This window comes from Streptomyces sp. AC1-42W (assembly GCF_003248355.1).
Classification (GTDB): domain Bacteria; phylum Actinomycetota; class Actinomycetes; order Streptomycetales; family Streptomycetaceae; genus Streptomyces.
The window spans coordinates 848,570-863,549 of sequence record NZ_QKWY01000002.1; the positions used below are offsets into that span (position 1 = coordinate 848,570).

At 71.5% G+C, this 14,980-nt stretch carries 18 protein-coding genes and 4 tRNA genes; 15 read left to right on the plus strand and 7 right to left on the minus strand.

Annotated elements, in window-relative coordinates; all coding sequences use genetic code 11:
• The first annotated feature begins 153 nt into the window (after positions 1 to 153).
• The 3 genes from htpX to DNK56_RS21780 all read left to right on the plus strand — a co-directional run bounded on the left by htpX (position 154) and on the right by DNK56_RS21780 (position 1,777).
• Entirely contained in the window at positions 154 to 1,017 is an 864-nt protein-coding gene (htpX, locus tag DNK56_RS21770) for a zinc metalloprotease HtpX (RefSeq protein ID WP_111337272.1), read from the plus strand.
• Positions 1,014 to 1,406 (plus strand): YccF domain-containing protein, encoded by a 393-nt coding sequence (locus DNK56_RS21775; RefSeq protein ID WP_111337274.1) that lies wholly within the window; start codon positions 1,014 to 1,016, stop codon positions 1,404 to 1,406. Before htpX ends, DNK56_RS21775 begins: the two co-directional genes overlap by 4 nt.
• A 98-nt stretch (positions 1,407 to 1,504) precedes the next feature.
• The gene (locus tag DNK56_RS21780; protein ID WP_111337276.1) at positions 1,505 to 1,777 is read left to right on the plus strand and encodes a GlsB/YeaQ/YmgE family stress response membrane protein; all 273 of its coding nucleotides are present in this window, start codon (positions 1,505 to 1,507) and stop codon (positions 1,775 to 1,777) included.
• Here DNK56_RS21780 and DNK56_RS21785 read toward each other — a convergent pair.
• From DNK56_RS21785 to DNK56_RS21795, 3 genes are all read right to left on the minus strand, one after another.
• Positions 1,738 to 2,451: an alpha-ketoglutarate-dependent dioxygenase AlkB family protein gene (locus DNK56_RS21785; protein WP_111337278.1), complete on the minus strand. Its 714-nt coding sequence runs from the start codon at positions 2,449 to 2,451 to the stop codon at positions 1,738 to 1,740. The two genes, DNK56_RS21780 and DNK56_RS21785, sit on opposite strands and share 40 nt — an antisense overlap.
• Positions 2,451 to 2,975, minus strand: a complete 525-nt coding sequence (locus DNK56_RS21790) for a methylated-DNA--[protein]-cysteine S-methyltransferase (protein ID WP_111337280.1) — start codon at positions 2,973 to 2,975, stop codon at positions 2,451 to 2,453. Before DNK56_RS21790 ends, DNK56_RS21785 begins: the two co-directional genes overlap by 1 nt.
• Positions 2,976 to 3,159: 184 nt before the next feature.
• Complete coding sequence (locus tag DNK56_RS21795; protein WP_111337282.1) at positions 3,160 to 3,648, minus strand: YajQ family cyclic di-GMP-binding protein; 489 nt, start codon at positions 3,646 to 3,648, stop codon at positions 3,160 to 3,162.
• A gap of 216 nt (positions 3,649 to 3,864) precedes the next feature.
• Between DNK56_RS21795 and DNK56_RS21800 the strand changes: the two genes are divergently transcribed.
• Positions 3,865 to 3,946: transfer RNA gene (locus DNK56_RS21800), tRNA-Tyr, on the plus strand.
• Positions 3,947 to 3,995: 49 nt separating this feature from the next.
• Here the strand turns inward: DNK56_RS21800 and DNK56_RS21805 are convergent.
• Together DNK56_RS21805 and DNK56_RS21810 are read right to left on the minus strand one after the other, a co-directional pair.
• On the minus strand, positions 3,996 to 4,652 hold the full coding sequence (locus tag DNK56_RS21805; protein WP_111337284.1) for an SDR family oxidoreductase: 657 nt from the start codon (positions 4,650 to 4,652) through the stop codon (positions 3,996 to 3,998).
• Positions 4,653 to 4,686: 34 nt separating this feature from the next.
• Positions 4,687 to 5,937 carry a hydrolase gene (locus DNK56_RS21810; RefSeq protein WP_111337285.1) on the minus strand — a complete coding sequence of 417 codons (1,251 nt, stop codon included), beginning with the start codon at positions 5,935 to 5,937 and terminating at the stop codon, positions 4,687 to 4,689.
• Positions 5,938 to 6,151: 214 nt separating this feature from the next.
• Between DNK56_RS21810 and DNK56_RS21815 the strand changes: the two genes are divergently transcribed.
• From DNK56_RS21815 to DNK56_RS21850, 8 genes are all read left to right on the plus strand, one after another.
• Positions 6,152 to 6,224, plus strand: a tRNA-Thr gene (locus DNK56_RS21815).
• A gap of 46 nt (positions 6,225 to 6,270) precedes the next feature.
• A tRNA-Met gene (locus tag DNK56_RS21820) sits at positions 6,271 to 6,343 on the plus strand.
• Between the two features lie 85 nt (positions 6,344 to 6,428).
• Positions 6,429 to 6,593, plus strand: a complete 165-nt coding sequence (gene rpmG / locus DNK56_RS21825) for a 50S ribosomal protein L33 (RefSeq protein ID WP_003956487.1) — start codon at positions 6,429 to 6,431, stop codon at positions 6,591 to 6,593.
• A 130-nt stretch (positions 6,594 to 6,723) separates the two neighbouring features.
• Positions 6,724 to 7,176 carry a MaoC family dehydratase N-terminal domain-containing protein gene (locus tag DNK56_RS21830; RefSeq protein WP_111337287.1) on the plus strand — a complete coding sequence of 151 codons (453 nt, stop codon included), beginning with the start codon at positions 6,724 to 6,726 and terminating at the stop codon, positions 7,174 to 7,176.
• Entirely contained in the window at positions 7,176 to 7,604 is a 429-nt protein-coding gene (locus DNK56_RS21835; RefSeq protein WP_111337288.1) for a MaoC family dehydratase, read from the plus strand. Before DNK56_RS21830 ends, DNK56_RS21835 begins: the two co-directional genes overlap by 1 nt.
• Positions 7,605 to 7,766: 162 nt before the next feature.
• Entirely contained in the window at positions 7,767 to 8,315 is a 549-nt protein-coding gene (locus tag DNK56_RS21840) for a TetR/AcrR family transcriptional regulator (RefSeq protein ID WP_111337289.1), read from the plus strand.
• 83 nt (positions 8,316 to 8,398) lie between these two features.
• Complete coding sequence (locus DNK56_RS21845; protein WP_111337291.1) at positions 8,399 to 9,850, plus strand: MFS transporter; 1,452 nt, start codon at positions 8,399 to 8,401, stop codon at positions 9,848 to 9,850.
• A 71-nt stretch (positions 9,851 to 9,921) separates the two neighbouring features.
• A complete protein-coding gene (locus tag DNK56_RS21850; protein WP_111337293.1) occupies positions 9,922 to 10,977 on the plus strand; it encodes a UDP-N-acetylmuramate dehydrogenase in 1,056 nt (351 codons plus the stop codon).
• 20 nt (positions 10,978 to 10,997) lie between these two features.
• On the opposite strand, the gene DNK56_RS21855 is transcribed toward DNK56_RS21850, so the two are convergent.
• A complete protein-coding gene (locus DNK56_RS21855) occupies positions 10,998 to 12,020 on the minus strand; it encodes an adenosine deaminase (protein ID WP_111337294.1) in 1,023 nt (340 codons plus the stop codon).
• A gap of 134 nt (positions 12,021 to 12,154) precedes the next feature.
• A complete protein-coding gene (locus tag DNK56_RS21860; RefSeq protein ID WP_111337296.1) occupies positions 12,155 to 13,381 on the minus strand; it encodes a pyridoxal phosphate-dependent aminotransferase in 1,227 nt (408 codons plus the stop codon).
• 225 nt (positions 13,382 to 13,606) lie between these two features.
• Between DNK56_RS21860 and DNK56_RS21865 the strand changes: the two genes are divergently transcribed.
• The 3 genes from DNK56_RS21865 to nusG all read left to right on the plus strand — a co-directional run bounded on the left by DNK56_RS21865 (position 13,607) and on the right by nusG (position 14,966).
• Positions 13,607 to 13,679: transfer RNA gene (locus DNK56_RS21865), tRNA-Trp, on the plus strand.
• Positions 13,680 to 13,785: 106 nt separating this feature from the next.
• Positions 13,786 to 14,073 (plus strand): preprotein translocase subunit SecE, encoded by a 288-nt coding sequence (gene secE, locus DNK56_RS21870; protein WP_111337297.1) that lies wholly within the window; start codon positions 13,786 to 13,788, stop codon positions 14,071 to 14,073.
• A gap of 71 nt (positions 14,074 to 14,144) precedes the next feature.
• Complete coding sequence (nusG, locus tag DNK56_RS21875; protein ID WP_111337299.1) at positions 14,145 to 14,966, plus strand: transcription termination/antitermination protein NusG; 822 nt, start codon at positions 14,145 to 14,147, stop codon at positions 14,964 to 14,966.
• Positions 14,967 to 14,980 lie beyond the last annotated feature (14 nt).

Here is a 14,980-nt window from a genome sequence, read left to right on the forward strand (position 1 = left end):
CGCGCGTACAGCCGGGGCGCTCGGGGCCGTACGGCCGTCCGCACAAGGGAACTAGCTCTCCTCGCCTGGCGTTGACCGGTACGGGAGGCTCCACTGGGGAGTGGAGCCGCACCCAGCAAGGGTTCCCCTGCTGCACGATTTGGAGGGCGTACCGTGCACCGCCGGCACAACGGGCTGAGAACCGCCGTACTCCTCGGGGGCCTGTCCGCCCTCATCATCGTCATCGGCAGCTTCTTCGGACGCACGGGCCTGATCGTCGCCCTCCTGGTCGCGATCGGCACCAACGCCTACGCGTACTGGAACAGCGACAAGCTGGCGCTGCGCGCCATGCGCGCCCGCCCGGTGAGCGAATTCGAGGCGCCCCAGCTCTACCGCATCGTCCGCGAGCTGTCCACGTCGGCGCGCCAGCCCATGCCCCGCCTCTACATCTCCCCGACCCAGGCCCCCAACGCCTTCGCCACCGGCCGCAACCCGCGCAACGCGGCGGTCTGCTGCACGGAGGGCATCCTCCGGCTGCTGGACGAACGGGAGCTGCGCGGCGTCCTCGGCCACGAGCTGAGCCATGTCTACAACCGGGACATCCTGATCTCGTCCGTCGCCGGAGCGCTGGCCTCCGTCGTCATGTTCCTGGTCAACTTCGCCTGGCTGATCCCGGTCGGCCGCTCCAACGACGACGAGGGCCCCGGCCTCCTCGGCATGCTCCTGATCATGATCCTGGGCCCGCTCGCCGCCTCCGTCATCCAGCTCGCCGTCAGCCGCTCCCGCGAGTACGAGGCGGACGCCTCGGGTGCCCGGCTGACCGGCGACCCGCTGGCCCTGGCCGGCGCCCTGCGGAAGCTGGAGGCCGGTACGCAGCAGCTTCCGCTGCCCCCGGAGCCGAGGATCGAGACCGCGAGCCACATGATGATCGCCAACCCGTTCCGCGCGGGACGGGGCATGTCCAAGTTGTTCTCGACCCACCCCCCGATGGCGGAGCGCATCGCCCGACTCGAACAAATGGCAGGTCCTCGCCCGTGAAAACCATTCTGAACGTCATTTGGCTGGTCCTCTGCGGATTCTGGATGTTCCTCGGCTACCTGCTCGCCGGACTCCTCCTCTGCATCACGATCATCGGCATCCCCTTCGGCCTCGCCGCCTTCCGGATCGGCGTCTACGCCCTGTGGCCCTTCGGCCACCGCGTCGTCGACCGCCGGGACGCCGGCGCGCCCTCCTGCGTGGGCAACGTCCTCTGGCTGGTCCTCGCCGGCTGGTGGCTGGCCCTCGGCCACATCACCACCGGCATCGCCCTGTGCATCACGATCATCGGCATCCCGCTGGGCATCGCCAACTTCAAGCTGATCCCGGTGTCCCTGATGCCCTTCGGGAAGGAGATCGTCCGCACCGACCAGCAGTTCGCCGGCTGGTAGAAGCCCCGGCTCCCGCTGCCGGAAGCCCGGTTCCGCAACCACCCGCCCGTCTCCCGCGTCTTGGATTCCAGGACACAGGGACGGGTAGGTTCGCACGCATGACCATTATCGGCTGGATCATTCTCGGGCTCGTCGCGGGCGTCATCGCCAAGGTCCTGCTGCCGGGCCGCGACCCCGGCGGCCTCGTGGGCACGACGCTCATCGGGATCGTCGGCGCGTTCCTCGGCGGCTGGATATCCGCGCGCTTCCTGGACCGCGAGATCACCAAGGACTTCTTCGACCCGGCGACCTGGATCGCGGCCATAGGCGGCTCGCTGGTCCTGCTGATCGCCTACCGGCTGCTCTTCGGCAACTCCCGCGAACGCCGCTGAGGCCGGCCCCGCAGCCCCGTCTCACGCAACGTCACATTGAGCCGGCCGCCGCTCATCCCCGTACCGGGCGGAGCGGTGCCCGGCCGGACGGCCGGCACCCCGTGGAACGCCCGCCGCGAGGGCCCGCCGAACACGAACAGATCCCCGGACGCCAGCTCCACATCGGTCCACGGCCTGCCCCGGCCCCCGCTGTTGCCGAACCGGAAGACACAGGTGTCGCCGACGCTGAGGGACACGACCGGCGCCCCGGACGCCTCCTCGTTGTCCTGATGCATGCCCATGCGGGCGGCCCCGTCATAGAAGTTCACCAGCGCGGCATCGGGCGCGAACGCCTCCGGACCGCCACCCGCCACCCCGTCCGTCCCGTACGCCTCCGCCACCGCGGCGCGGCCCAGTTCGGCCAGCCGGGCGGGGAACGGCAGCACCCGCGCGCCGTTCACGTCGTCCGCCGTACGCGAGTAGCGGTACGGCTGCCAGTGCCACCCCAGACACACCGTGCGCACCGACATCACCCCGCCGCCCGGCAGCGCCGTGTGCCGCAGCGGTACGGGCCCCAGGGCCCATTCCCGGCACGCCGCCACCAGCCGCCGCTGCTCCTCGGGCGACAGCCAGTCCGGTACGTGCACCGCGCCCGGCGCGACGACCGTACGCGGCCTGGGGAACAGCCCCTCCATCAGCGCGCGGCGAGGGCGGTGAGGGACCCTTCGAGTCCGAGCAGCCGTTCCTTGCGCTCCAGCCCACCCGCATACCCGCGCAGCGTGCCGTCCGCGCCGATCACCCGGTGGCAGGGCCGTACGACCAGCAGCGGGTTGCGGCCGATCGCGGTGCCGACGGCGCGCACCCCGGCGCCGCTCGCGCCGACCCGCTCGGCGATCTGCCCGTACGAGACGGTCTCGCCGTACGGAACGGCCTCCACGGCCGCCCAGACGCGCCGCTGGAACTCCGTACCGCGCCCCTGCGCGTACACCAGCTCGAACCGGGTCCGGCGCCCCTCGAAGTACTCCCGCAACTGCTCCGCCGCCCCGTCGAACGCCGAGGGGACGTGCGCCCAGCCCTCCTGGCGGACGGCGCCGCCCTTCTGACCGGGCAGGGAGAGCGAGACGAGCGCGGCCTGCCCCGCCTGTCCGGCCCCGGGCAGCCGCTCGCCGACCAGCAGCAGTTCGCCGAGCGGGCTGTCGACCGTCGCGTACATGGTCATGACCGAGCCTCTTCTCCATCCGTACGACCGGCCGAACCACCGGCCGCCACGCCCCAGTCTGCTGCCGCCGCACCGCCACGACCGGCGGTATTCGGACACGCAGCCCGGGAGGGCCGGATCGGGGCGCCGGTCGCGGTTGCGACCTCGCGCCCCGACGCGCCCCGCCGGCGGGCGACCCGGCGGACTACCGGTAGTTCACGAACTGGATGTCGAAGTCGAAGTCCTGCCCCTTGAGCAGCGCCTGTACGGCCTGGAGGTCGTCCCGGCTCTTCGAGGTGACGCGCAGCTCGTCGCCCTGGACCTGGGCCTTGACGCCCTTGGGGCCCTCGTCGCGGATGATCTTCGCGACCTTCTTGGCGTTCTCCTGGGTGATGCCCTCCTGGATGGAGGCGAACAGCTTGTACTCCTTGCCGGACAGCTGCGGCTCACCGGTGTCCAGTGACTTCAGCGAGATCCCGCGCTTGATCAGCTTGGACTGGAAGATGTCGAGGATCGCCTTGACCCGCTCCTCGCCATTCGCCTGCATCAGGATCTTCTCGCCGGACCAGGCGATCGAGGCGTCCGTGCCCTTGAAGTCGTAGCGGGTGGAGATCTCCTTGGCGGCCTGGTTGAGGGCGTTGTCGACCTCCTGCCGCTCGACCTTCGAGACGATGTCGAAACTGGAGTCGGCCATGACGTGTGGCTCCTTGGATCGGGGGTGCTGGGAATGGACGTGCCTGGCGCGACGGGCCGCGAACCCCGCGAGCCCCGCCACCGGCCAAGCCTAGCCACCCCCGCCCCCGGCAACCGCCGAAGAATCCGGTGGCGAAGCACCCCCGGTCATCAGGTATTGTTTACGTCGTTGCCAGAGAGCACCGCAGCACAGCGGAACTCGAAGGCGGCATCCCTTGGCGGTGTGCCCGAGTGGCCAAAGGGAGCAGACTGTAAATCTGCCGGCTCAGCCTTCCCAGGTTCGAATCCTGGCGCCGCCACAAGCAAGACCCCCGTCCTTCCGGACGGGGGTCTTCTTCGTTGGGGCGGTCAGTTGCCCGCGATGTCCTTCACCGCTACCGGCAACGGGACCGGGCCGGCGATCAGTTCCAGGGTCAGGCCCGCTGTGGCCGGGGTGTCCAGGAGTTCCAGGAGGGTTGCCGCCACGTCGTCGCGGGGGATCGGGCCGCGGCCCGTCTTCGCGGCCAGCAGGACCTGGCCGGTGCCGGCGTCGTCGGTGAGCATGCCGGGGCGCAGGATCGTCCAGTCCAGACCGGACCTCGCCCGGACGTCCGCGTCCGCCGCGCCCTTCGCCCGCAGGTACACGTCGAACACCTCGTCCCCGGCGTGCTCCGGGTCCGCGCCCATCGAGGAGACCACGACGTAACGGCGCACCCCCGCCCGCTCCGCCGCGTCCGCGAACAGGACGGCCGCGCCCCGGTCCACCGTGTCCTTGCGGGCCGTACCGCTGTTCGGGCCCGCGCCGGCCGCGAAGACCGCCGCGTCGGCGCCCCGCAGCACCTCCGCGACCTCCTCGACCGCGGCCGACTCCAGATCCAGCACCACAGGCTCGGCGCCCGCGTCCCGGAGGTCCCCCCGCTGCTCGGGGTTGCGGATGACGCCGACCGCCTCGTCCCCGCGCGCAGCGAGCAGCCGCTCCAGCCGCAGCGCGATCTGACCATGTCCACCTGCGATGACAATGCGCATGCGATCGACGGTACGCCGGAGCGCGCCCCCGCGCTCACGCCCCGCCGGTGGATTCCGGCCGTCCCTGGCGCGGCAGTCCCAGGCCCCGCCCGGCGGCCGGTGCGTCGCCGTACTCGCGCACCGCGCTCGTCCGGGCGACCACCCGCCCCCGGTGCACCACGATCCGGCTGTACGCCTGCGACAGCGCGTCCGCGATCCCCTCCCCGCGCACGGCGAGCAGCTCGGCCGGGAAGCCCGCCTCGACCCGGACCTCGGGCAGCCCCAGGACGTGCCGGGCCCCGGCGGACACCGCCGCGTACGCGTCCGCCGGGCTCAGGCCGCCCTGCGAGGCCAGCAGGTACGCGGCCTCCAGCGGATCGCCGCGCCCCACCGGGTTGGCCGGGTCGCGCAGCGCCCCGCTGCCCGCCGCCACCCGCACCCCGGCCGCCCGCAGCAGCCGGACCGGCGCGGTGCCCCGGTCCGCCGCGTCGGCGCAGGCGCCCTGCGGCAGGACGGTCACGGCCACCCCGGCGCCGGCCAGCCGGTCCGCCAGCCGGGCTGCGGTGTCGGCGGGCAGCCGGGCGAGCCCGGCACAGGGGCCGATGGCGACCCTCTGGCGCAGTCCGGCCGCCGACGCGGCCAACCGGGCCAGCAGGGCGGGGTCGCCGCCGTCCGTGTGCAGGTCCACGGGGCAGCCGTGTTCGGCGGCGACCGTCAGGACGGCCTCGGCGTACCCGGGCGGGTCCGGGGCGAGGTCCGGGCAGCCGCCGACCGCGTCCGCGCCCGCCCGCAGCGCGTCGCGGAGCAGCGCCGGGCCGTCCGCCCCGCTCGGCGGCCGGGGCACGGCGACGACGGTCAGCTCGACCAGGCCGCGCAGGGAGCGCCCGGCCCGCAGGACCGCTTCGAGCCCGGCCAGGCCCCGGCCGCCGCCGATCCGGACGTGCGCGCGCAGCGCGGTGGCGCCGTGGCCGAGCTGGAGCAGGGCGGCCTCGGTGGCGCGCCGCTGGATGTCCTCGGGGCGCATGGAGGCCGGTCCCGCGCGGTCGGCGGTCAGGGCGGTGTCGGCGTGGGCGTGCGGTTCGGCGGGCGCGGGGAGCAGCAGATGGCCGCGCAGGTCCAGCCGGGCGCCGGGGGCGGTGAGGCTGCCCGCGGTGCCCACGGCCTCGATGCGGCCGCCTCGGACGTGTACGTCCACCATCCGGCCGTCCGCGAGCCGGGCGTCGCGGAGGGTCAGCGCGCCGCTCTCCGGGGCACCGGCGGCGCCGGCCGGGTGGTCGTCGGGTCGCCGCGGCTGGTCGTCGGGCATCGCGCTCCAGGAGACGGCTCAAGATCACAGAGAGTGAGTAGAGCCTAGAGGTGTGGCCCACCCCGTTCCGGGAAGAGCGCAATAGTCGTACCGGTGCCGCCTTGCTGATCAGCGGTGTGCGGGCGGCCTGAGCGGGGTACGGGACGGGGATGGCCGGGCGCCGCGAAACGGATTTGGGCGATGGGCCACCGAGCGTGTAATGTCTTCCTCGCTCGCCCCAATAGCTCAGTCGGTAGAGCGTCTCCATGGTAAGGAGAAGGTCTGCGGTTCGATTCCGCATTGGGGCTCTGGTGATCGAGAGTCCCCGCTTCGGCGGGGAGGATCAGTCATCAAAGCGGTGTAGCTCAGTCGGTAGAGCAAGCGGCTCATAATCGCTGTGTCACCGGTTCAAGTCCGGTCACCGCTACAAAAAGTAGCCGATTGTGGGGTCGGTCCTTCGATCGGCTACTCTTTTCTGCGTTCATCCGTTCATCCGTCCAAGGAGCACTCACGTGGCTGCCACCGACGTCCGCCCGAAGATCACGCTGGCCTGCGTGGAGTGCAAGGAGCGGAACTACATCACCAAGAAGAACCGGCGCAACAACCCGGACCGTCTTGAGATGAAGAAGCACTGCCCGCGCTGCAACTCGCACACGGCGCACCGCGAAACGCGCTGAATCAGGCTCGTGCACGAGGCCGTCCCCTCCGGGGGGCGGCCTCGTGTCGTTGTGCGGGCTTGCCGTTGAATGGGGCGGGACGCCGCCACAGGCCGGCCCAGTCGTCTTTCATCCAGGAGGTTGCGAGTTCATGGCGCTCGACCAGTCCTTCGTGGGACGGACCTATCCGCCCACCGCGCCGTACGAGGTCGGACGGGAGAAGATCCGCGAGTTCGCCGAGGCCGTGGGCGACGCCCACCCCGCGTACACCGACCCCGAGGCCGCGGCGGCGCTCGGCCACGGCGATGTCATCGCCCCGCCGACCTTTGTGTTCTCGATCACCTTCAAGGCCGCGGGCCAGGTCATCGAGGACCCCCAGCTCGGGCTGGACTACAGCCGTGTGGTCCACGGCGACCAGCGGTTCGTCTACACCCGCCCGGTGCGCGCCGGTGACCGGCTGACGGTGACCTCGACCATCGAGGCCGTGAAGTCCATGGCGGGCAACGACATCCTGGACGTCCGGGGCGAGGTCCACGACGCGTCCGGCGAGCACGTGGTGACCGCCTGGACGAAGCTGGTGGCGCGCGCCGCCGAGGAGGCGTGATGACGGCGAAGGTGAGTTACGAGGCGGTCGAGGTCGGCACGGAGCTGCCGGCCCGGTCCTTCCCCGTCACCCGTGCGACGCTCGTGCAGTACGCGGGCGCCTCGGGCGACTTCAACCCGATCCACTGGAACGAGCGCTTCGCCCGCGAGGTCGGCCTGCCCGATGTGATCGCGCACGGCATGTTCACCATGGCCGAGGCCATCCGGATCGTCACGGACTGGGCCGGCGACCCGGGTGCGGTCGTGGAGTACGGGGTGCGCTTCACCAAGCCCGTCGTCGTCCCGGACGACGACAAGGGCGCGCTGATCGAGGTCAGCGGCAAGGTGGCCGCCCTGCTGGACGACCGGCGGGTGCGGGTGGACCTGACGGTGATGAGCGACGGCAAGAAGGTGCTGGGCATGTCGCGGGCCGTGGTGCAGCTCGCCTGAGAGGCGCCGCGTCACGCGTCGGTAAGGGGCACGGTCCATGGGCCGTGCCCCTTACGCGTAACCCCGCCCCGCCGACACCGACACCGGAGCCCCGCGCACGGGCCGCCCCGCCGCCCCTTGACCAAGTTAGTGATTGAGTACTAACTTACGAGCATGGCAAGGATGAGTGCAGACGAGCGGCGCGAGAGCGTCATCCGCGCCGCGGTCACCGAGTTCGCCCGCGGCGGGTACAGCGCGACCTCCACCGAGTCGATCGCCAAACGGGTGGGCGTCTCGCAGCCGTATCTCTTCCGGCTCTTCCCCAACAAGCAGGCGATGTTCCTCGCCGCCTCCGAGCGCTGCCTCCGCGAGACCCGCGAGGTCTTCGCCGAGGCCGCCGAGGGGCTGGAGGGCGAAGAGGCGCTGCACGCCATGGCCCGCGCTTATCAGCGGCTGATCGCCGACGACCCGGACAAGCTGCTCATGCAGATGCAGATGTACGCGGCGGTCGCCGCCGCCGAGGCGGCCGGCGACCACGCCTTCGGCGAGTCGGTACGGGCCGGCTGGCTGGAGCTCTTCGACTCCGTCAACCTCGCGCTCGGCGCCGACGCCAACGACGCCACCACCTTCCTCGCGTACGGCATGCTCGCCAACACGCTGACCTCGCTCGGCTTTCCGGCCGGACACCGGATCTGGTCCGGCTTCTACGACTCGGCCAGGCCGCTCACCTGAGATGACCGTCGTCCTCTCCGGGTTCGGACCGGTTTTCTGCCCAGAAAAGTTAGTGACCAATTACTAACCCTCCAGGGGGAGCAGTGAACCAGCACACGAAAGGCCGCGCGGGAGCGGCCTGGGCCCTCGTCATCACCAGCGTCGCCGGCTTCATGGCGGCCCTCGACAACCTCGTCGTCACCACCGCCCTGCCGTCCATCCGCGAGAGCCTCGGCGGCGAGATGGAGGAGCTGGAGTGGACGGTCAACGCCTACACCCTGACCTTCGCCGTCCTGCTCATGTTCGGCGCCGCCCTCGGTGACCGCTTCGGCCGCCGCCGGCTCTTCCTCGCCGGGCTCACCGTCTTCACCGGCGCCTCCGCGGCCGCCGCCCTCTCACCCGGCATCAACGAACTCATCGCCTTCCGCGCCGTCCAGGGCGTCGGCGCCGCGATCATGATGCCGCTCACCCTCACCCTGCTCACCGCCGCCGTGGAACCGGCCCGCCGGGGCATGGCGCTCGGCATCTTCAGCGCCGTCACCGGCCTCGCCGTGGCCGGCGGACCCCTGATCGGCGGCGGCCTCACCGAACACATCTCCTGGCAGTGGATCTTCTGGCTCAACGTGCCCATCGGCCTGCTCCTGCTGCCGCTCGCCCGCTTCCGCCTGGCGGAGTCCTACGCCCCCGACGCCCGGCTCGACCTCCCCGGCACCCTCCTCGTCAGCGGCGGCCTCTTCGGCCTCGTCTACGGGCTCGTCAACGCCAACGCCGACGGCTGGACCGACCCCACCGTGCTGACCTCGCTCCTCGCCGGCACCGCGCTCCTCGGCGCCTTCGTCCACCACGGCTTCCGCAGCCGCAGGCCCATGCTGCCCATGCGCCTCTTCCGGGACCGCGGCTTCTTCGGCATCAACATCGCCGGCCTGCTGATGTACCTCGGGATGTTCGGCTCGATCTTCCTGCTCAGCCAGTACTTCCAGGGCGTCCTCGGCTACTCGCCCACCGAGGCCGGACTGCGCATGCTGCCCTGGACCGGGATGCCGATGCTCGTCGCCCCGATCGCCGGAATGCTCTCCGACCGGTTCGGCGGCCGCCCCGTCGTCGTCACCGGACTCGCCCTCCAGGCCACCGGACTCGCCCTCTTCGCCCTGGCCATCGCCCCCGACGCCTCCTACGTCTCCCAGCTCCCCGGGCTCGTCGTCGGCGGCATCGGCATGGCCCTCTACTTCGCACCGGCCGCCGGCCTGGTGATGTCCAGCGTCCGCCCCGGCGAACAGGGCATCGCGTCCGGCGCCAACAACGCCCTGCGCGAGGTCGGCGGCGCCCTCGGGGTCGCCGCGCTCACCACCGTCTTCTCGGCCCGGGGCGGCTTCGGCTCCGCGCGGTCCTTCACCGACGGGACCGTGCCGGCCGTCTGGATCGGCGCCGGGGTCGTCGCCCTGGCCGCGCTCGTCGCCCTGATGATCCCCGGCCGCCGCGCCGCCACGACGCCGGAACCCGGAACCGCCGCTCAGGTCGAGGGACACACCGGGGAGCGGGTCTCCGTACCCGCCTGACGTACCCCGCACACCCGGTACGGTCCGTGGCCCCGCCCAGCGGCGGAGCCGCGGACCGTATCCTTGTCCCCGTGCAGGAACTCCACGACGCGCCCCTCGCCCCCCTGACCACCTTCCGGCTCGGCGGCCCCGCCACCCGGCTGCTCACCGCCACCACGGACGACGAAGTGGTCGAAGCCGTCCGCGAGGCCGACGACAGCGGCACCCCGCTCCTGGTCATCGGCGGCGGCAGCAACCTCGTCATCGGGGACAAGGGCTTCGAGGGCACCGCCCTGCGCATCGCCACCAAGGGCTTCGTCCTGGACGGCGGCTCCCTGGAACTGGCCGCAGGCGAGGTCTGGACCGACGCCGTCGCCCGCACCGTGGAAGCCGGGCTCGCCGGCCTCGAATGCCTCGCCGGAATCCCCGGCTCCGCGGGCGCGACCCCGATCCAGAACGTCGGGGCCTACGGCCAGGAGGTGTCCGCCACCATCACCGAGGTCGTCGCCTACGACCGGCGCAGCCGGGAAACGGTCGTCCTGCCCAACTCCGAGTGCGCGTTCTCCTACCGGCACAGCCGCTTCAAGGCCGAACCCGACCGGTACGTCGTGCTGCGCGTCCGCTTCGGCCTGGAGGAGTCCGGCGGGCTGTCGGCACCCCTGAAGTACCCCGAGACCGCACGGGCCATGGGCGTCGCGGAGGGGGACCGCGTTCCTGCGGCGGACGCCCGCGAAACCGTGCTCCGGCTGCGCGCCGGCAAGGGCATGGTGCTCGACCCGGAGGACCACGACACCTGGTCGGCCGGGTCCTTCTTCACCAACCCGATCCTGGAGCGGGACGCCTTCGACGCGTTCCTGGCCCGCGTCGCCGACCGGCTCGGACCCGACGTCACGCCCCCCGCCTTCCCGGCCGGTGACGGGCGTACGAAGACCTCCGCCGCCTGGCTCATCGACCGGGCCGGCTTCACCAAGGGCTACGGCACCGGACCCGCCCGCATCTCCACCAAGCACACCCTCGCCCTCACCAACCGGGGCGCGGCGACCACCGAGGACCTGCTCGCCCTGGCCCGCGAGGTCGTCGCCGGGGTGCACGCGGCCTTCGGCGTCACCCTCGTCAACGAGCCGGTGACCGTGGGCGTCAGCCTGTAGGGCTCGGAAGCCCGCAGGGCTCAGACCGGAGGACCGGCCAGCCAGGCGTCCACGCCCGCCAGCAGCTCCGCCCGCACCGGCTCGGGCGCCGTGGACCCGCGCACCGACTGGCGGGCCAGCTCGGCCAGCTCCTCGTCCGTGAACGCGTGGTGGCGGCGCACCAGGTCGTACTGCGCGGCCAGCCGGGAACCGAACAGCAGCGGGTCGTCCGCGCCGAGCGCCATCGGCACGCCCGCGTCGAACAGAGTGCGCAGGGGGACATCGGCGGGCTTCTCGTAGACGCCGAGCGCCACATTGGACGCCGGGCACACCTCGCAGGTCACCCCGGACTCCGCCAGCCGGCGCAGCAGCCGGGGGTCCTCGGCCGCCCGCACGCCGTGCCCGACGCGCACGGCGTCCAGGTCGTCCAGGCAGTCCCGGACGCTGGAGGGGCCCGACAGCTCGCCGCCGTGCGGAGCGGCCAGCAGCCCGCCCTCGCGCGCGATGGCGAAGGCCCGGTCGAAGTCGCGGGCCATGCCCCGCCGCTCGTCGTTGGAGAGGCCGAAGCCGACGACGCCCCGGTCCGCGTACCGCACGGCGAGCCGTGCCAGGGTCCGCGCGTCCAGCGGGTGCTTCATCCGGTTCGCGGCGATCACCACCCGGATCGGCAGCCCGGTCGCGCGCGAGGCGGAGTCCACCGCGTCGAGGATGATCTCGATCGCCGGGATCAGACCGCCGAGCAGCGGCGCGTACGAGGTGGGGTCGACCTGGATCTCCAGCCAGCGGGACCCGTCCGCCACGTCCTCCTGGGCGGCCTCGCGCACCAGGCGCTGGATGTCCTCGGGGGCCCGCAGACAGGACCGGGCGATGTCGTAGAGGCGCTGGAAGCGGAACCAGCCCCGTTCGTCCGTCGCCCGCAATTTGGGCGGCTCGCCGCCGGTCAGGGCCTCGGGCAGCCGCACCCCGTACTTGTCGGCGAGTTCCAGCAGCGTCGTGGGACGCATCGACCCGGTGAAGTGCAGGTGCAGGTGGGCCTTGGGCAACAGACGTACATCACGCTCCATCCCCAGATCCTGCCGCACGGAAGGGGCGGCGCGGTAGCCGCTTTCCCCATCGGAGTGCCCCTCGAACGCGAAAGCGACCCCCGGCCGGGGCCGGGAGTCGCTCGTACGGCGGGGGAGGCGGGCCCCCGCTGGGGTTACGCCTTCGCCTCGGCCAGCAGCTTCTGGAGCCGCGAGACGCCTTCGACGAGGTCGTCGTCGCCCAGGGCGTACGACAGGCGCAGATAGCCGGGCGTGCCGAACGCCTCGCCCGGGACGACCGCCACCTCGGCCTCGTCCAGGATGAGCGCGGCCAGCTCGACCGAGGTCGCCGGGCGCTTACCCCGGATCTCCTTGCCCAGCAGGTCCTTCACCGACGGGTACGCGTAGAAGGCGCCCTCCGGCTCCGGGCAGAACACGCCGTCGATCTCGTTGAGCATCCGCACGATGGTCCGGCGGCGGCGGTCGAAGGCGGTGCGCATCTCCGCGACCGCGTCCAGGTCGCCCGAGACGGCGGCCAGCGCGGCGGCCTGCGAGACGTTGGCGACGTTCGACGTGGCGTGCGACTGGAGGTTGGTCGCGGCCTTGACGATGTCCTTGGGGCCGACGATCCACCCGACGCGCCAGCCGGTCATCGCGTACGTCTTGGCGACGCCGTTGACGACGATGCACTTGTCGCGCAGCTCGGGCACGACGGCCGGCAGCGAGGTGAACTTCGCGTCCCCGTAGACCAGGTGCTCGTAGATCTCGTCCGTCAGAACCCACAGGCCGTGCTCGACGGCCCAGCGGCCGATCGCCTCGGTGTCGGCCTCGCTGTACACCGCGCCGGTCGGGTTGGACGGGGAGACGAACAGGACGACCTTCGTACGCTCCGTACGGGCCGCCTCCAGCTGCTCGACCGAGACCCGGTAGCCGGTGGTCTCGTCGGCCACGACCTCCACCGGGACGCCGCCGGCCAGCCGGATCGACTCGGGGTAGGTGGTCCAGTACGGCGCCGGCACGATGACCTCGTCGCCCGGGTCGAGGATCGCGGCGAACGCCTCGTAGATCGCCTGCTTGCCACCGTTGGTGACCAGGATCTGGGACGCGTCCACCTGGTAGCCGGAGTCGCGCAGCGTCTTCTCCGCGATGGCGGCCTTGAGCTCGGGGAGCCCGCCGGCCGGGGTGTAGCGGTGGTACTTCGGGGTGCGGCAGGCCTCGACCGCGGCGTCGACGATGTAGCCGGGGGTCGGGAAGTCGGGCTCGCCGGCACCGAAGCCGATCACCGGACGGCCGGCGGCCTTGAGGGCCTTGGCCTTGGCGTCGACGGCGAGGGTGGCGGACTCGGAGATCGCACCGATGCGGGCGGAGACCCGGCTCTCGGACGGAGAAGTAGCAGCGCTCATGCCCCCCATGCTCCCAGACCGTTTTCCTTGTCGGCACACGGGTTTCAGGGACCGGACAGCACTCGGACGGCATGCGGACACGAAGCGGTCGGGAGCGGTCAGGATCTTTCTGTTCGACGCCGGGCCGCTGAGCACGTACACTCACCTGTCGTTGGCCTTCACCAGCCGCACCGTTCCTGCACTCGGGTCTTCCGGGAACATGCGGTAGGTTGGTGGAAACCACAAAGGGTCGTAGCTCAATTGGTAGAGCACTGGTCTCCAAAACCAGCGGTTGGGGGTTCAAGTCCCTCCGGCCCTGCTACACACCCCTTCGCCAGGGGGTGTGCGCATGTACGTACTTCAATGCACCGCCGTGCGGCTCCACCGGGCGCGGCACGGCCACGACCCGGAATCAGGTGAGAAGCGTGACGGACGCCGTGGGCTCCATCGACAAGCCTGATGCCGAGGACGAAGCGCCCGAGTCCAAGAAGAAGGCCCGGAAGGGCGGCAAGCGCGGCAAGAAGGGCCCCCTGGGCCGTCTCGCGCTCTTCTACCGTCAGATCGTCGCCGAGCTGCGCAAGGTCGTCTGGCCGACGCGCAACGAGCTGTCGACGTACGCCACTGTGGTGATCGTGTTCGTGGTCGTCATGATCGGGCTCGTCACTGTGATGGACTTCGGTTTCGCGCGGGTCATCAAGTACGTCTTCGGCTGATCCACGCGAAGGGCGCCTGCTGGGCGCCCCTTTCGCATGTACCACCCATTTGTATCCAGGAAGAAGCCACCGTGTCTGACCCGAACCTGAACGACGCCGGCGAGCCGACGGCGGGCGACTTCGAGTCCGCCGAGAACGAGCGGCCCGACATCGTCGAGGCGGCGGACGCCGAGGAGTCGGACGGGGCCGAGGCCACCGAGACCGACACCGACGAGGCGGCCGCCGAGGAGCCCGCGGACGCCGAGGCCGAGGAGGAGGCCGAGCCGGCCGAGCCCGTCGACCCGGTGACCGCCCTGCGCGAGGAGCTTCGCGGACTGCCGGGCGAGTGGTACGTCATCCACACGTACGCCGGTTACGAGAAGCGTGTGAAGGCCAACCTGGAGCAGCGCGCCGTCTCGCTGAACGTGGAGGAGTTCATCTATCAGGCCGAGGTGCCTGAAGAGGAAATCGTCCAGATCAAGAACGGTGAGCGCAAGAACGTCCGCCAGAACAAGCTGCCCGGCTACGTCCTGGTGCGCATGGACCTGACGAACGAGTCCTGGGGCGTCGTCCGCAACACCCCCGGTGTCACCGGCTTCGTGGGCAACGCCTACGACCCGTACCCGCTGACCCTGGACGAGATCGTCAAGATGCTCGCCCCGGAGGCCGAGGAGAAGGCCGCCCGCGAGGCCGCCGAGGCCGAGGGCAAGCCGGCTCCGGCCCGCAAGGTCGAGGTCCAGGTGCTCGACTTCGAGGTCGGCGACTCCGTCACCGTCACCGACGGCCCGTTCGCGACGCTGCAGGCGACGATCAACGAGATCAACGCCGACTCGAAGAAGGTCAAGGGCCTCGTCGAGATCTTCGGCCGCGAGACCCCGGTCGAGCTCAGCTTCGACCAGATCCAGAAGAACTGAGCGTTCCGCCCGCT

What these genes read in the sequence shown, in the direction of transcription:
- DNK56_RS21790 (WP_111337280.1), bottom strand. Translation starts at nt 2,975, where the DNA reads ATGACCATGTACGCGACGGTCGACAGCCCGCTCGGCGAACTGCTGCTG.
- DNK56_RS21835 (WP_111337288.1), top strand. Translation starts at nt 7,176, where the DNA reads ATGACGGCGAAGGTGAGTTACGAGGCGGTCGAGGTCGGCACGGAGCTG.
- DNK56_RS21840 (WP_111337289.1), top strand. Translation starts at nt 7,767, where the DNA reads ATGAGTGCAGACGAGCGGCGCGAGAGCGTCATCCGCGCCGCGGTCACC.
- DNK56_RS21785 (WP_111337278.1), bottom strand. Translation starts at nt 2,451, where the DNA reads ATGGAGGGGCTGTTCCCCAGGCCGCGTACGGTCGTCGCGCCGGGCGCG.
- DNK56_RS21805 (WP_111337284.1), bottom strand. Translation starts at nt 4,652, where the DNA reads ATGCGCATTGTCATCGCAGGTGGACATGGTCAGATCGCGCTGCGGCTG.
- DNK56_RS21860 (WP_111337296.1), bottom strand. Translation starts at nt 13,381, where the DNA reads ATGAGCGCTGCTACTTCTCCGTCCGAGAGCCGGGTCTCCGCCCGCATC.
- DNK56_RS21810 (WP_111337285.1), bottom strand. Translation starts at nt 5,937, where the DNA reads ATGCCCGACGACCAGCCGCGGCGACCCGACGACCACCCGGCCGGCGCC.
- DNK56_RS21795 (WP_111337282.1), bottom strand. Translation starts at nt 3,648, where the DNA reads ATGGCCGACTCCAGTTTCGACATCGTCTCGAAGGTCGAGCGGCAGGAG.
- DNK56_RS21780 (WP_111337276.1), top strand. Translation starts at nt 1,505, where the DNA reads ATGACCATTATCGGCTGGATCATTCTCGGGCTCGTCGCGGGCGTCATC.
- DNK56_RS21855 (WP_111337294.1), bottom strand. Translation starts at nt 12,020, where the DNA reads ATGGAGCGTGATGTACGTCTGTTGCCCAAGGCCCACCTGCACCTGCAC.
- DNK56_RS21830 (WP_111337287.1), top strand. Translation starts at nt 6,724, where the DNA reads ATGGCGCTCGACCAGTCCTTCGTGGGACGGACCTATCCGCCCACCGCG.